This window comes from Exiguobacterium sp. s78, assembly GCF_018618985.1.
Taxonomy (GTDB): domain Bacteria; phylum Bacillota; class Bacilli; order Exiguobacteriales; family Exiguobacteriaceae; genus Exiguobacterium_A; species Exiguobacterium_A abrahamii.
Genome location: NZ_JACSNB010000001.1, coordinates 2,006,076 through 2,020,764, shown reverse-complemented (window position 1 = coordinate 2,020,764; position 14,689 = coordinate 2,006,076). Strand labels below are relative to the sequence as shown.

13 protein-coding genes are annotated in these 14,689 nt (G+C 45.9%); 9 read left to right on the top strand and 4 right to left on the bottom strand.

All coding sequences use genetic code 11. The features are described 5' to 3' along the window. Window positions 1-5 precede the first annotated feature (5 nt). Window positions 6-953: a 4-hydroxy-3-methylbut-2-enyl diphosphate reductase gene (locus KNQ18_RS10500; protein WP_215084708.1), complete on the bottom strand. Its 948-nt coding sequence runs from the start codon at window positions 951-953 to the stop codon at window positions 6-8. 145 nt (window positions 954-1,098) lie between these two features. On the opposite strand from KNQ18_RS10500, the gene KNQ18_RS10495 reads away from it, so the two are divergent. The 5 genes from KNQ18_RS10495 (at window position 1,099) to KNQ18_RS10475 (ending at window position 6,851) form a co-directional block, all read left to right on the top strand. Then, window positions 1,099-2,862: a two-component system sensor histidine kinase NtrB gene (locus KNQ18_RS10495; protein ID WP_215084706.1), complete on the top strand. Its 1,764-nt coding sequence runs from the start codon at window positions 1,099-1,101 to the stop codon at window positions 2,860-2,862. Continuing rightward, on the top strand, window positions 2,859-3,812 hold the full coding sequence (locus KNQ18_RS10490; protein WP_215084704.1) for a sugar ABC transporter substrate-binding protein: 954 nt from the start codon (window positions 2,859-2,861) through the stop codon (window positions 3,810-3,812). Before KNQ18_RS10495 ends, KNQ18_RS10490 begins: the two co-directional genes overlap by 4 nt. A gap of 47 nt (window positions 3,813-3,859) precedes the next feature. Then, on the top strand, window positions 3,860-5,212 hold the full coding sequence (locus KNQ18_RS10485) for a DEAD/DEAH box helicase (protein WP_029341046.1): 1,353 nt from the start codon (window positions 3,860-3,862) through the stop codon (window positions 5,210-5,212). Window positions 5,213-5,310: 98 nt separating this feature from the next. Further along, entirely contained in the window at window positions 5,311-6,213 is a 903-nt protein-coding gene (locus KNQ18_RS10480) for a deoxyribonuclease IV (protein ID WP_215084702.1), read from the top strand. 20 nt (window positions 6,214-6,233) lie between these two features. Beyond that, complete coding sequence (locus KNQ18_RS10475; protein ID WP_058712879.1) at window positions 6,234-6,851, top strand: hypothetical protein; 618 nt, start codon at window positions 6,234-6,236, stop codon at window positions 6,849-6,851. A gap of 121 nt (window positions 6,852-6,972) precedes the next feature. Here the strand turns inward: KNQ18_RS10475 and KNQ18_RS10470 are convergent, their stop codons facing one another. The 3 genes from KNQ18_RS10470 to KNQ18_RS10460 are packed head-to-tail and all read right to left on the bottom strand — an operon-like array spanning window position 6,973 to window position 10,887. After that, window positions 6,973-7,143 (bottom strand): XapX domain-containing protein, encoded by a 171-nt coding sequence (locus KNQ18_RS10470; RefSeq protein ID WP_023467523.1) that lies wholly within the window; start codon window positions 7,141-7,143, stop codon window positions 6,973-6,975. A gap of 55 nt (window positions 7,144-7,198) precedes the next feature. Further along, entirely contained in the window at window positions 7,199-9,352 is a 2,154-nt protein-coding gene (locus tag KNQ18_RS10465; RefSeq protein WP_215084700.1) for an RNA degradosome polyphosphate kinase, read from the bottom strand. Continuing rightward, window positions 9,349-10,887 (bottom strand): Ppx/GppA phosphatase family protein, encoded by a 1,539-nt coding sequence (locus KNQ18_RS10460; protein WP_214769035.1) that lies wholly within the window; start codon window positions 10,885-10,887, stop codon window positions 9,349-9,351. The genes KNQ18_RS10465 and KNQ18_RS10460 overlap by 4 nt, the downstream gene beginning before the upstream one ends. Window positions 10,888-11,103: 216 nt before the next feature. On the opposite strand from KNQ18_RS10460, the gene KNQ18_RS10455 reads away from it, so the two are divergent. The 4 genes from KNQ18_RS10455 to KNQ18_RS10440 all read left to right on the top strand — a co-directional run bounded on the left by KNQ18_RS10455 (window position 11,104) and on the right by KNQ18_RS10440 (window position 14,665). Then, window positions 11,104-11,871 (top strand): metal ABC transporter ATP-binding protein, encoded by a 768-nt coding sequence (locus tag KNQ18_RS10455; RefSeq protein ID WP_133207964.1) that lies wholly within the window; start codon window positions 11,104-11,106, stop codon window positions 11,869-11,871. After that, entirely contained in the window at window positions 11,868-12,737 is an 870-nt protein-coding gene (locus KNQ18_RS10450; protein WP_064300309.1) for a metal ABC transporter permease, read from the top strand. The genes KNQ18_RS10455 and KNQ18_RS10450 overlap by 4 nt, the downstream gene beginning before the upstream one ends. After that, window positions 12,709-13,140, top strand: coding sequence for a Fur family transcriptional regulator (locus KNQ18_RS10445; protein ID WP_050678381.1), 432 nt, complete (start codon window positions 12,709-12,711; stop codon window positions 13,138-13,140). Before KNQ18_RS10450 ends, KNQ18_RS10445 begins: the two co-directional genes overlap by 29 nt. Before the next feature lie 94 nt (window positions 13,141-13,234). Continuing rightward, window positions 13,235-14,665: an NAD(P)H-hydrate dehydratase gene (locus KNQ18_RS10440; RefSeq protein WP_215084698.1), complete on the top strand. Its 1,431-nt coding sequence runs from the start codon at window positions 13,235-13,237 to the stop codon at window positions 14,663-14,665. Window positions 14,666-14,689 lie beyond the last annotated feature (24 nt).

Genomic DNA, 14,689 nt, shown 5'->3' with positions numbered 1-14,689 from the left:
AATGATTAAAGTACTTTGACTTTAGGCAAGATGCGTCGTAATTCAAGGAACGGTGTCTTGTCATGCGTACTGATATCAGCAGGATCATATTGTTGTAGGAAATCGATGACCTTTTTCGTGATCGGTGTTGGCGTTGATGCACCTGATGTGACACCAACTTGCGTGACACCTTCGAGCCAAGTTAAGTCAAGTTCCGTTAGATCACCAATCCGATGCGCTGGAGTGCCAGCGATATCGAAGGATACTTGTGCCAAACGGTTCGAGTTGTTCGAACGCGGGTCCCCGACGACGATGACGAGATCGCAGTCTCCTGCTTGATCAGCCACCGCTTCTTGCCGGACTTGTGTTGCGTTACAGATTTCATTGTGTACTTCTACATGCGGATACTTTTTACGAACGTGTTCCATCAAAGCTTGGACATCCCATTGGCTCATCGTCGTCTGATTCGTGACGATGATTTTTTTGTGGGCAAGCTGAGACGGGAGTTCATCGATATCTTCGACTTTTTCGATGAGGTGCACATGCTCTGGTGCTACACCGACTGCACCTTCAGGTTCCGGGTGTCCGTGTTTGCCGACGTAGATGACTTCATAATCATCCGCGACGACTTGTCGAATCAAATCGTGCGTACGCGTCACGTCAGGACATGTTGCATCGACGACGTGTAAGTTCTTCTCAGCAGCACGCGCATAAACTGCAGGTGAAATGCCGTGTGCAGTAAAGATGACAGTGCCCTCTTGAATCGTCTCTAACGCTTCAAGGCGATCGGGACCATCGACAGTGATGACCCCCATATTTTCGAACTCACGTGTCACGTGAGCATTGTGGACGATCATTCCTAAAATATGGATCGGACGTGGCAAGTCTTTATTCAATGCCGCTTGTTGTGCAAGTTTCATTGCATCGACGACACCGTAACAATAGCCGCGGGGGCTGATTTTTTTTACTAGCATAGTTATGGATTCTCCCTTTGTGAAAAAGAATGATTAGTTAGAGTGTACCATTGATTGAAGCTGAATGAAAATAGAGGAGTCTGTTTCATCTACAGAACATGCTATACTAATGAAGTTGTCAATTATTCAAAAGGGAGGCGAAGGGATGGAGTCTAAGAAAATGATGCGGTCGTATTTTTTTCAAATCACCGCTGTCTTATTCATCCTGATTTGTCTTGTCATTTCAGCGCTTGCCTTCACTGCGGACCGGGTCACGATTTCCCGGGTCGAGCAACAAACAGAGAAACAAAGCGAGAAGAGTGTCGAGGTCTCAGGAAATGCGATTCGCGACAATATTGGGAATCTGCATGAAGAGATCATGAGCTTGCAGTTGAATGTCAAAAACCCCGAAAAGCTGAAACAAAAAATTGAAGAATCGAATCTATTAGACATTGATACAGGATTTAAGAGTTTCTTCTACTTTGATCGACAGACGAAGCAAGTCACTTGGTTCTCAAGTGAGGATCGACGTATAGAAAACAGTACGATCCTGAAAGATGATGAATTCTTGCAAACGTTGACGAGTACGGACTTTCATATGAGTAAGCTGTATACGATGGAGTCAGATGCTGTCACCTATATGTTCGTTCCGGTTCGAGACGGTAATAAACGCGTCGGTGTCTTTGGTGGTGGATTAAGTGTCATGAACTCGATCGTCTTTCGGAATTCGCTTGAATCATTTGACGATCAGACGATCGCCTACCTGTTCAATAGCAAAAAAGAATTATTAGCCACATCCAGTAATCTGGTACCGGATGAAGAGCGCTTATTATCAAAAAGTGTCATTGATCGTGCTTTTCAGTCGGTAGAACCTTCCGAAATTTTTAGTACGAACCAAGATATGTATTACTTTGCGAAAGATTTGAAGGTGACGGATTGGAAGATTCTCGTTCGAACGCCACGAAGCGTCTTTTATGAACCGGTCTACACGACACGACAACAGTATTTGATCATCGCTGCCTTGACGCTCGTCCTCAGTCTGATCGTCGGCTATTTGATGTCAAAACAATTGACGGCACCGATGCTTGAACTTGTCCATAAAATCGAAAAAAGCACCTCACCCAAACCGATTGTTCTCGAGCGTGCCGGATCAAACGAAGTCAAGACACTCGTTGCAGCCTATAACGAGTACGCTCAACGGATGGAAAATGCGCGCCTTGAGCAGTTGAGTCAACAACAAACGATGTTACATCAAGAAAAACTAGCCTCATTGGGTCAATTAGCAGCAGGAATTGCCCACGAAATCCGCAATCCACTAACGCCAGTCAAGATGACGTTACAGTTGTTAGCAGCAGAAAAGGATCGTGATCCAGAAATGCTGATTCTCGCCTTATCGGAACTGGATCGAGCGAATGGCATGATTCAAACGATGCTTGATTTATCGAAAGGCGAAAACAATGCGCTTCAAAAAACGACGATCGATATGAATGATTTAATGAAGAAGCTGACATATATCTTAGAAGCGGAAGCTCATCATTACGAAGCGGACTGCAAAATTTATACACCGTCCTTCATGCCAAAGATTTATGCATCGGAAGAGGGGATTTTGCAGATTTTAGCAAACTGTGTCCGTAATGCTCTTCAAGCTGTCGCGTTTAAAGGACCGGATGGAATCTGTCATCTGCATGTCCACGTTTATCCAGAAGAAGTCGTATTCATTGTTCAGGATAATGGGGTAGGGATGGATGGAAATCAAATTGATCATGTCGGTCAAGCGTTTAAGACATCAAAAGTCGATGGCAATGGACTTGGACTCTTCATGTCGAAACAAATCGTTCGTGATCATAAAGGAAAGATGATCTTTGATAGTAAGCCAGGGGTCGGTACGACGATTCAAGTCCACTTACCTCGAAAGGAGCAAACGGAATGAAATTCAATAAGGCCTGGTTATTCGTCCTAATTGTTTGGATTTCATCCGTTTTGTTCATTTCCAATTTATTCGTCAATCCGGATCCGAGTCCACGTCGTCATCTCGTCGGCTTCACGATCGTCAATGATAAACATGAATTTGCGCAACGACTTGTCGATGCGTTCAAGACACAAGCCAAACTGAATAAATATGAAGCAGTCGTCGCGACGTCTCATAACTCACGCATCAATGAACGTGAGCAGATTCAAGAGTTCATTCGAATGAAGGTGGATGCAATCTTCGTGACGACGCTGGATGATGTCTATATCGCTAGTACGTTAGAAGAGGCAGCCCGTGCTGGGATTCCGGTCTTCGCGATCGATCGATTGATTCGCTCCGAAGCAGTCGTCAGTTCGATCACCTCGAATAACCAATTGATCGGGGAACAACTTGCCTCGTTCATCAAACATGAACGCATCAAGCAGACGGGACGAGCCACCGCTAATATCATTGAAGTCGCAGGTACGGCAAACGTCAACACGACGAATGAACGACACCGGGGATTTTTGACTGGTCTTGAGCGTGAGCCGGAACTTCAAATCGTCGAATCCGTGAATGGAGATTACGACCCCGTCACTTCAGAACAGGTCATGACGCAGGTGATTGAGTCGGGAATTCCGTTTGATGCCGTCTATTGTCACAATGACGATATCGCGCTAGGTGTCCTCGAAGCATTGAAAAAAGCAGGCATCAAAGGAAAAATAATTGTCGGCATAGACGGGAATCGTGCTATATTAGAAGCTGTTGACATGAAATCGATGGATGCGACGGTCGTCCAGAGTGCTGATGAGATGATGAAAGTCGCCTTCAGTGCATTGAAGCTTCATACGAAAAACAAAAAGATTCCAACTCGTTTTTATACGTACTCCTATCTGTATGACGGTAGTAGACCCATAACCATGTTGAACTAATCGAGAGGCAGAAGCCTCAGCAAATAAGGAAAGGACGGTGTCAATTCATGAATGGATTCAGCCATTATCAATTACACCCGTTCGTCATCGAAGCACTCGATGACGCCCGCATCACAAAACCGACCGACATTCAGTCGCGGATCATCCCAGCTGCAGTAAAGGGACGCGATATCATCGGTCAATCACAAACCGGCACAGGAAAAACATTATCGTTCCTTCTTCCGATCGTTCAAAACGTCGATCCAAAGCTTCAAGAATTACAAGCGATCATCGTTGCTCCAACGCGCGAACTTGCTTGGCAAATTCATGAAGAACTGAAATCGTTACTCGTGAAGGAACCAGACTTCATCAAGACGAGTCTCATTACAGGTGGAATGGATCGCGAACGTCAAATCGGTCGTGTGAAAGTCTCACCACAAATCGTCATCGGAACACCGGGACGTATTCTAGATTTATTCAAGGAACAAGCATTGAAGCCGCATTTCGTGAAGCATTATATCATCGATGAAGCGGATCAAATGCTCGACATGGGCTTCTTGCCAGAAGTTGACCGGATTGCGCAAGCTCTTCCAGAACAGCTTCAGATGATGGTCTTCTCAGCAACGATTCCTGAGAAATTGCAACCGTTCTTGAAAAAATATATGAATAACCCGCGTTATGCGCATGTGGATCCAAAACAACAGACAGCGAAGAAAATCGTTCACCATACGATTCCGGTCAAGCACCGTGAGCGCTCGCAATTGACGTTGAAAGTCGCGAAAGCGTTGAATCCGTATATCTGTTTGATCTTTACGAATACAAAAGCAGAAGCAATCGAAGTCGAAGCTTTGTTCTTAGAAGCAGGATTGAACGTTGGTTCTCTTCACGGAGACCTTCCGGCTCGTCGTCGTAAGCAAGCCATCAAAGAAATCAACGATGCGAAGTATCAATACGTCATCGTGACGGATCTTGCTGCACGCGGAATTGATATTTCAGGTGTCTCGCACGTCATCAACCATGGTATTCCAAAAGATTTAGACTTCTACGTCCACCGTGTAGGTCGGACAGGTCGTGTCGATCAAGATGGATTGGCGTACACATTGTTTGAAGATCACGAGAACGGTATGATCAATCGCTTAGAGGACCGTGGCATTCAATTCACGAACGTCGATGTCAAAGGTAGTCAAATCGTCGAAGTCAAAGAACGTCGCCGTGCGAAGCCGCACATGAAGACTGCCGTCTCGAAGACAGCGCATAGTCGCCTTTCGGGTGAAGCAGCAAAAGCGAAAAAACGTGTTAAACCAGGTTATAAGAAGAAACATCAATACAAGCTGAAAGAAACAGCAAAACGTGAACGCATCAAAGAACAACGTGGTGTCGGTCGCGCGCAACGTAAAGAAAACGCACGCAAATCAAAATAACTCCATTGATGACACCCGTGAAATGAAAAAACATTTTTCGGGTGTCTTGTCGTTTTCAAGATTTGGTACACTGTAAAAAGAGAAAGGTGGAAAAGAACATGAAAATAGGTTCACACGTCTCCGTTTCGGGGAAAAAAATGCTGTTAGGTGCAAGTGAGGAAGCGGCATCTTATGGTGCAACGACAATGATGGTCTATACAGGAGCACCTCAAAATACACGCCGTAAGCCGATGGAAGAGTTACGGATTCAAGAAGCATTGCAACATATGAGTGCTAATGGAATAGAGGAAATCGTCGTGCATGCGCCGTATATCATCAACTTGGGGAATACGACGAAACCCGAGACATTCGAACTCGCCGTTTCGTTTTTAGCAGCAGAAATTAAACGAGCAGAAGCGCTTGAAAAGGCGCAACATATCGTATTACATCCTGGTGCGCACGTCGGTGCTGGAGAAGAGGTCGGAATCAAACGGATCGTCGAAGGACTCAATGAAGTACTGACAGGTGACGAACAGGTCAAGATCGCGCTTGAGACGATGGCTGGAAAAGGATCGGAAATCGGAAAAACCTTCGAGGAACTTGCTCAAATCATCGAAGGCGTCACACATCATGATCGTCTGTCCGTCTGTCTCGATACATGTCACGTGCATGATGCGGGATACGATATCGTACATGACTTAGATGGTGTTCTTGAACGATTCGATCGAATCGTCGGACTGGATCGTCTTGGAGTCATTCATGTGAATGACTCCAAGAATATCCGTGGTGCTCGAAAGGACCGTCATGAAAATATTGGTTTCGGTGAGATTGGATTTGATGCCTTACATCGTGTCGTGCATCATCCTGCCCTGGCACATTTACCGAAAATCTTAGAGACGCCATACATCGGTCTCGATCCAAAGAAAAAAGTGGCACCGTATAAACAAGAAATCGATATGTTACGTTCGGGTGCGTTTGATGCAGACTGGCGTCTACCGATTCTAGGAGCACCGGTCGAATAACTCATAAAGGGGTGTCTGTGATGTGTCATATACTCGTCGTTGATGAGACTAGTTTTGCGATACGACAAGCTGTTGTCCACTACTATGAAACAAAGGAACCGTTTTATTTGCCGGCAGAACTGGTAGAGGGAGAAGAGGTGTTTCTTGCGACGACTGACGGTATCATGGCGTATGCTGAAGCCTTGTTCACCGAGTATACGACACGTCCAGAAGATCCATTTTGGTTGACGAATGCTGACGACTCAGAAGGGTCATATGTGTGCCTTGATCTCATCAGTGTGGATTTACGTCATCCCTTACTTGGACGACCACTCGATCAACTTGGTCTTAAAACTGGACCGGTCGAAGGCGTGTTTCGCACGCGTCTGCTTGATTCATGGCAGTATGGGTATTTCGAAACGGATGTACTGACACTCGAACAATCTAAACAACGTCGAATCGAGCGCTTCAAGGAGCGAAATCATCTGGAACAAGTCGCGCGTCAATGTATGCATTGTGAGGAGTCTAGGCAGTCGTTACTGGAATGGCATTTGACACCAGAAGGATATCAGACGGTTTGCCCGACCTGTCACCGATGGTTACATCAACAGATGCTTCATGCGGTGGATACGGCAGCAGCAACGGAAGAGAGTGAGTAAAATCTTTTCCTATTCAAGCAGAGCTCCCACGATCGACATTTAATCATTAAAACTTTAAAAAGAATCAAAAAAACAGTTCTCTTTTCTGCGCTGGCAGCAAAGAGAACTGTTTTCATTTAGATTAGAAAAAGCGTTCTACTAAAAATAGATAGATTTTCATCCCAAGGAAAACACCGAAGATTCCGACGACGGCTGGAAAAACAGGTGGAGCAGGAATCGGCAGTTTCAGTGCGGTAAACACGACGCCGCAGATGACGCCGGCGAGAAGGGATAATAAGATTTGCTGAAGCATACATTTCGTCCTTTCTGCTGTAAATCAGCCTTTGAGGTAAAGTACGTATTAAACGTCAGGTGGCATTTTGATCAAGAATGACTTTGTCCTCTTTCTTTTCGATCGTGATCCACTTTTGTGTTAATGGAGTTGTAAAACTAGGTTTTTGTTTGAGTTTGCCGCTCGTATAGTCTTGAATCAGCAACTGGGATTCACAGCTCTGTTTTCCGTCCTTCACGTAATGATAAGATCCATCCGCTGCCTGCTCACGCGACTTCACATTATCAGCCAGGGCGAGGGCGAGGCAATCCTTTAAATACTCCTTATGTTCTTCGTCCATGATCGGGAACAAGATTTCAATCCGTTTTCGCATGTTGCGTGTCATCCAGTCCGCGCTTGACCCATACATCAAATCCTGACCGTTGTGATGGAAGTAGAAGATGCGTGAATGCTCCAAGTAACGATCGACAATCGAGATGACGCGAATGTTCTCCGAAACATCTGGAATGCCAGGACGCAGACAACAGACGCCCCGAACGATGAGTTCGACTTGGACACCGGCGCGCGATGCCTTGTAAAGCCGTAAAATGATGTCTTTTTCCGTTAGACTATTCATCTTAGCAACGATTCGACCATTTCCGTGCTTTTTATGATGATGAATCTCTTCATCAATCAATGACAGGAACTTCTCAAGCATTGCGTTCGGTGAAGTTTGAATGACGTTCCATTCTGGCTGTTCCCCGTATCCGGATAACCAATTGAAGAAGTTCGTCGCATCTTCGGCGATCTCTTCCCGAGCGGTCAATAATCCGACGTCCGTGTATAGTTTCGCCGTCGAATCATTATAATTGCCGGTACCAAGATGGACGAAACGCTGAATCTTGCCTTCGTGGAGTCGGACGACGAGCGTGATCTTCGAGTGGGTCTTTAAATCACTATATCCGTAAATGACATGGGCGCCGACCTTTTCTAGTTGCTTCGCCCACTCGATGTTCTTCGCCTCGTCGAATCGAGCCTTCAGTTCAACGAGAACGGTGACCTGTTTCCCGTTCTCCGCTGCCGTTTTTAAGGCCTTGATGATCGGAGAATCACCAGATACGCGATAAAGTGTTTGTTTGATGGCAAGGACGTTCGGATCATTCGCCGCTTGGACGATGAACCGGACGATAGGATCAAACGTATGATACGGATGATGCAAGAGGTAATCGCGATCGAGTAATTGATTGAACAGATTTTTTGAACTATCGAGTGCCGGTGGGTCAACTGGCATGATCGTCTGATAAATCAAATGATCATATTCAATACCGATTTGACTGTAGAAGGCAAAGGAGAACGTCAAATCAATCGGACCGTCCACGGCAAAGATGTCGCGTTCCTGTAAATCCAGTACATCGCGTAACATGTTGAGCAGTTCGGTATTGATGGCAGCTTTTTGAACTTCGAGTCGAATGGCGACTCCCCAACGCCGTTTTTTTAATTCTTTCTCAATCAGCTTTAATAAATCATGGGTACCTTCCTCATGAAACGGAAGGTCGGCATTACGCGTAATCCGAAACGGCATGGCAGACAACACACGATAACCTTTGAATAGACTATCGATGAAGGCGATGATGACGTCTTCGAGTAAGATGACAGCCGTCGTCTCGTCATCTTCTACCGGTAAATCGACGAATCGTGGCAAGACAGCAGGTACTTGTACGAGCGCCAAATTTCGTTTTGTCCCGTCTTCTGCCTCAAGCACCGTCGCAATGTTGAGTGACTTTGACGAGAGCATCGGGAACGGACGATAGGCATCGACGGCAACGGGCGTGAGTACCGGAAAGACTTGTTCACGGAAAAAGGATTTTACATAGGTCGTTTGTTCCGAAGTCAGAGCGTCGTATTTCAAGAATGTAATGCCTTCATCGGATAACGTCTGATTGATTGCTTGAAATGCTTCGTATTGCCGATCGACTAACTCTTTTGTTTTCGCTGCGATCGCACGTAACTGTTGTTTGGGTGTCATCTGTTGTTTATTTTCTGGTTTATTGAACCCGGCGAGTACTTCATCCTTTAAACCACCGACTCGTACCATATAGAACTCGTCTAGATTGGAACTAAAGATACCGAGAAACTTAAAACGTTCCATTAGCGGATTGCGTGTGTCAAACGCTTCATCCAGCACACGTTTGTTGAACTGGAGCCAGCTGAGCTCACGATTATTGAAATGTTCAGGTATGTCGAGCTTCATGAAGGAAGATCTCCTTTCGTTTCGAAGGTAATCGTACAATCAATGATTCGTTCCAGGTGTTTCTTTTGTTTTTCTGCTTTTTCGACTTCGAATCCATAATCATGATCCCCTGTATCGAGGACGAATTGGAGTTGATCCTTTTCAAGGAACAGTTCCAAATGATCGACAGCTTTTCGCTCCGTCACGTCGAGCGCATGACTTAATTTGAGGAGAGATCCAAGTAGGTCGAAGCGATCCAGCGATTTTTCCGTAAACCAGTCCTTGAAAGGTTTCGCAAGCTGATTCATCCGTTTGGCAGAAGAATAGGAACTGACGAGCGAGAGAGCAACGCGATCCTTGTGCGTCATGCCATTCAATTCGGTATTCGTCAACAGGTAGAACGTCTGGTCCGATCGTGTATCTGGATTAATGTATTGTCCACAATAAAATAAGCGACTTGCTGAATCGAGCAGTCGTAGATCAGACGCGCGTTCTGAAATCAAGTCGAGCGTGACGAGCTGTCGGTACATCGATTTGGCGAGTGTTCCAATATATGACGCACGATCTCGATTGACCTTATAGTCGCTTTCGAGCTGATAGAGACTTTGCTCACGTACGTTTTCAATCCGACGGTATGCTTCGTCCTGCACATCGAACTCGTAAACAAGACCTTCGCGAAGACCGAGATTACTCATGACGAATTCTTCCGCTTCGATGTGATGGGCTAACTCTTGAATCGCAATCAATGCCGGCAGGAAGATATCAATTCGATCTTTTGAGAGTCCTTCGATTTTCGATAGTTGTTTCGCCGACTTTCCTTCGAGATCGTCGACCATCTTCGCGAGTTCTTTCGCTTTGATTTGATATTGGTGAATACTTCGAAGGGGATAGTCCTGATTCGACTGATGGATCCGAACGAAATTTCGGGCAGAACCACCGACACCGATTAAAGGAAGCTTTTTATCACTCAGCCATGGAATCGATTCGAATTGTTCCCTTAGGAATTTCACCAATTTCTTCTTATCGCTGGCACTTAGTGTCTCGTCCGAAACGAATTGCCGTGTCAAGGTGACGGCACCAAATGGAAAGCTGTGATACGCCACCATTTCGCGATTTTCAATCAAGGTGACTTCCATGGAACCACCACCGATATCGACAGAAAAGCCATCAGTCAGGAAGGTCGAATTGATGATGGCAAAATAGCCATAGTATGCTTCTTGTTCATCTGTCAGAACCTGAATGGAAAAAGGCGTGTTTTCTGTAACGGATTCAACGATGGCATCTCGGTTCGTTGCATTACGGATGGCTGCTGTCGCGACACAGATCGTTTCTTCGACTTCATGGGTGACACCAACTTCATAAAAACGATGTAACGTTTCTTCGAGTAAGGCGATGCCTTCATCATCGAGTGCTCCATCCTCGTTGATGTGAGCAGATAATCGGGCGACGACTTTAATATTAATCTTCTCGATATAGCGACCAGAAGCGATCGGATGGAAGATAACATAACGAATCGAGTTGGAACCGATATCGATGACTGCAAGTTCTTGTTTCAAATGACTCCGACTCCTCTCTGCGATGCGTGCACTAAAAGAATTCCCTCTCTGAACAAGCCGGAAACAGCTAGCTTCTGTCTTTATTGTACCTTGAATGTTTTCCAAGGAGGATAGGAAGTTGCTAGAGTTGCACCAATAATTGGCGGGCGCTATAATAAGACAGTTGATTAAGGCGTAATTATTCCGTTTTACGAAAACGGAAGGAGTGAAAAATAAATGGAAACACCAATCATCGAGATTGATCAAGTCAGCTATGATTACCCGGATCGTCGGGTGTTGAATCAAGTCTCGTTTCAGGTCGAGCAAGGACAATTTTTAGCCATCGTCGGAGAAAATGGATCCGGAAAATCGACGCTGATCAAATGTATATTAGGGTTATTGCAACCGAAAGGAACAATTCGTTTATTTGGGCAATCGCAATCACAATTCAATGAATGGTGGCGAATCAGCTATGTTTCGCAAAAAGCGGCATCGTTCAACTCCGGTTTTCCGGTAACTGTCGCAGAAGTCGTTGAGATGGGACTGTACGCCAAAAAAGGACTCTTTCGTCGCTTGTCTCGAGACGATCGAGACAAAGTACGAACGGCCCTCGAAACGGTCGGCATGTGGGAGCGACGCGATTCAAAAGTCGGCGACCTATCCGGTGGTCAACAACAACGTGTCTTCATCGCACGTGCGCTCGTCAATGATCCGGATTTAATGATCTTAGATGAACCAACTGTCGGTGTCGATCAGCGATACGTCAAAGAATTTTATGAAATATTAGAAGAACTTCGTCGAGATAAGCGCCGGACATTCGTTCTTGTCACGCATGATATCCACTTCGTCAGTAAACTTGTCACGGATGTGATCCATCTGGTCGATGGACGTTTAGGGTGTAACTGTGGCATCAAAGAATACTGGGAACTGGATGAACAGACGATTCGCTCCCTCTATCCGGTTCCGGGACGTGTTCTCGTTCATGAAGGGAAGAGTGTCCAATGATTGAAGCGTTCATGACGTTAAAGTTTTTACAGTACGCTTTGGTGGCTGCTATTCTGATCGGATTCACGGCACCATTGATCGGTTCGTTCGTTGTTGTCCGGCGGATGAGTCTGATTGCAGATGCACTATCACACGTCACGCTGGCCGGAATTGCGCTCAGTCTATTGATTTCTGGAATGGTCGCACAATTAGCGGACTTAAATCCACTGTATTTAGGAATCGTGACATCGGTCATCGCGGCACTGACGATCGATTGGTTGCGTGCGAAGTACAAGCACTTCCAAGAACTCGCAATCCCGATCATCATGGCGACGGGAATGGGGCTTGGGGCAACATTCATCAGTCTCGCGAACGGCTTTTCAATGGATCTCGTCTCCTTCTTGTTTGGAACGGTCTCGGCTGTCGCCTTGACGGATGTATATACGATTCTAATCGTGACGGTCGTCGTCGTCATCTTCGTCTTTGCTTTTTATAAGGAATTGTTGTTCCTTTCCTTTGACGAGGAGCAGGCGCGCGTTTCCGGGATTCGCCTTCGCTTAGTGCATATTCTCTTTATGATCGTCGTTGCACTTGTCATTGCGATCAGTATGCGAATCGTTGGGATTTTGCTTGTCTCAAGCTTAATCACGTTACCGGTTGCGGCAGCACTTCGAATTGCGAAGAGTTTTAAGGCGACAATCTTTTTAGCTATCATATTTGGTGAAGTTGCGACAGTACTCGGACTCATCCTGGCCTATCAGTTCGATTTGGCACCAGGTGGAATGATCGTCTTGCTTGCGGTACTTGAGCTGATCATCGTGATGCTGTTGGAACGTTTTTGGATAGGAGGGAAAACACATGAAGACGAACATCGAACAAGCGCGTGAACGAATGAAGGCTTCCGGATTTAAAATGACACCGAAGCGTCTCGATTTGCTATCGTATCTTTTTGAAGTGAACCGTTATGTCAGTGCGCGGGAAGTAGCAGAAGCTCTTCGGACGTCTCATCCTTCGTTAAGTTATGATACAATCTATCGAAACTTAAATGATTTTTCGGAAATCGATCTTCTAGAAATAACAGAATTGGATGGAGAGATGAAATATCGAGCAGCTTGTGCTTCAGGACACCATCATCATCATTTGATTTGCCGAATTTGTGGTAAAACGGAGACGTTGAATGTCTGTCCGATGGAATGGATTTCTCCAGTCCAAGAGACTGGTTTTGAAGTCGAGGATCATAAGTTCGAAATTTATGGGCGCTGTGCGAATTGTCAACGAATGACATCTTAAATGAAAGAGGATGCCTGGTCGGGCGTCCTCTTTTTTCGTTTTAAAAGACTAGTCCTGTTCAAAACGGGAATAGTCGAACAGAGGTGATGAGAAGATGATTTATGATACACAAGAAGCGCGACAAATCGATGAGTGGGCGCGGACATCCGGACTGCCACTTGAAGTGCTGATGGAACGAGCCGGAAGTCACATCGCAACACGTATCAAGGAGCGTCATAGGAAGACGGAGCGAATCTTGATTTTATGTGGAACAGGCAATAATGGTGGGGATGGATATGTCATTGGTCGCGAATTGATACGCGACGGATTTGATGTCACACTATTTGCGCCATTTGGAGAGAATCGTTCGGATACATCCATCGTTCATGTTCATTATGCAGAAGCGTTTGGACTTGTGACCGAACAACCGTGTGGTCAATATGATGTCATTTTAGATGCCTTATATGGAACGGGATTTGATTCAAAGCGGATGAATCAAGTGTTCGAAGCGCAGTGTGAATTCGTATCGGAACAAAAGCGACAAGGGGCACGTATCTATGCAGTAGATGTTCCAAGCGGTGTACCGACGGATCACGCAACGGAATTTAAGGAGACAGCGATTCGAGCAGACGTGACCTTCCAATTACATGCAATGAAACGATCTGCTTTTTTAATACGAACAGCCCCGTTTTATGGCGAATCAGAAACAATTGATATCGGATTGCCGACTTTTGGTGAATGGCGCGTATCACCTAAGGATGTGACCGCCTTATTCAAGCGGGAACCATACGGGCATAAAGGAACGTACGGGACGGCGCTATTGATTGGTGGAAGTGAGACGATGCCGGGCTCCATCCAACTCGCGACACGGGCAGCCTTACGAACAGGAGTCGGTAAACTACAAGTTGCGACGACGGCACTTGCGAAACATGGAATCATCGCCCAAGCGCCGGAAGCGATGGTCATTGATCAGACGTTACCAGCAATTCAGGAGATGCTCCCCTCCATCTCAGCAGTTGGAATCGGTCCTGGATTATCGCAAGAGGCAGTCGAAACATGGGTGGACCATCTACTTGAGAGTGATGTGCCGGTTGTATTAGATGCTGCAGCTCTAGTGAAAGAAAGTTATCCAGAACGAACCGCACCAATCATCGTCACACCGCATATCGGTGAATTCGCCCGGATGACGAACCAGAGTGTCGCAAGTATTCAAGATGATCTTTTTGGTCAGGCAACTGACTATGCCATCTTGCATCAAGTGACTGTCGTCTTGAAGTCCCATGTCATCTTAATCGCGAAACCGGATGGAGGCGGATTCGTCATCTCTGGTGCATCAAGTGGTCTCGCCAAAGGAGGAAGTGGGGATACTCTGTTTGGCATATTAACCAGCCTTCTTGCACAACATCCAACAGGCGACATCGAACAAACGTTAGCGCAAGGAGCGGAGTGGTATGCACGTGCTTCTCGGCAAGTTGAACGACACATGCATCCGAGCAGTTTGTTAGCGACGGATGTCATCGAGGAGTTAGGTAGAGTCGAACAATAAAAACATCAATTTGAAAGAAAGTCT

Coding starts and splice junctions, on each gene's coding strand:
- KNQ18_RS10500 (WP_215084708.1), bottom strand. CDS start 953: ATGCTAGTAAAAAAAATCAGCCCCCGCGGCTATTGTTACGGTGTCGTC.
- KNQ18_RS10495 (WP_215084706.1), top strand. CDS start 1,099: ATGGAGTCTAAGAAAATGATGCGGTCGTATTTTTTTCAAATCACCGCT.
- KNQ18_RS10490 (WP_215084704.1), top strand. CDS start 2,859: ATGAAATTCAATAAGGCCTGGTTATTCGTCCTAATTGTTTGGATTTCA.
- KNQ18_RS10485 (WP_029341046.1), top strand. CDS start 3,860: ATGAATGGATTCAGCCATTATCAATTACACCCGTTCGTCATCGAAGCA.
- KNQ18_RS10480 (WP_215084702.1), top strand. CDS start 5,311: ATGAAAATAGGTTCACACGTCTCCGTTTCGGGGAAAAAAATGCTGTTA.
- KNQ18_RS10475 (WP_058712879.1), top strand. CDS start 6,234: ATGTGTCATATACTCGTCGTTGATGAGACTAGTTTTGCGATACGACAA.
- KNQ18_RS10470 (WP_023467523.1), bottom strand. CDS start 7,143: ATGCTTCAGCAAATCTTATTATCCCTTCTCGCCGGCGTCATCTGCGGC.
- KNQ18_RS10465 (WP_215084700.1), bottom strand. CDS start 9,352: ATGAAGCTCGACATACCTGAACATTTCAATAATCGTGAGCTCAGCTGG.
- KNQ18_RS10455 (WP_133207964.1), top strand. CDS start 11,104: ATGGAAACACCAATCATCGAGATTGATCAAGTCAGCTATGATTACCCG.
- KNQ18_RS10450 (WP_064300309.1), top strand. CDS start 11,868: ATGATTGAAGCGTTCATGACGTTAAAGTTTTTACAGTACGCTTTGGTG.
- KNQ18_RS10445 (WP_050678381.1), top strand. CDS start 12,709: ATGAAGACGAACATCGAACAAGCGCGTGAACGAATGAAGGCTTCCGGA.
- KNQ18_RS10440 (WP_215084698.1), top strand. CDS start 13,235: ATGATTTATGATACACAAGAAGCGCGACAAATCGATGAGTGGGCGCGG.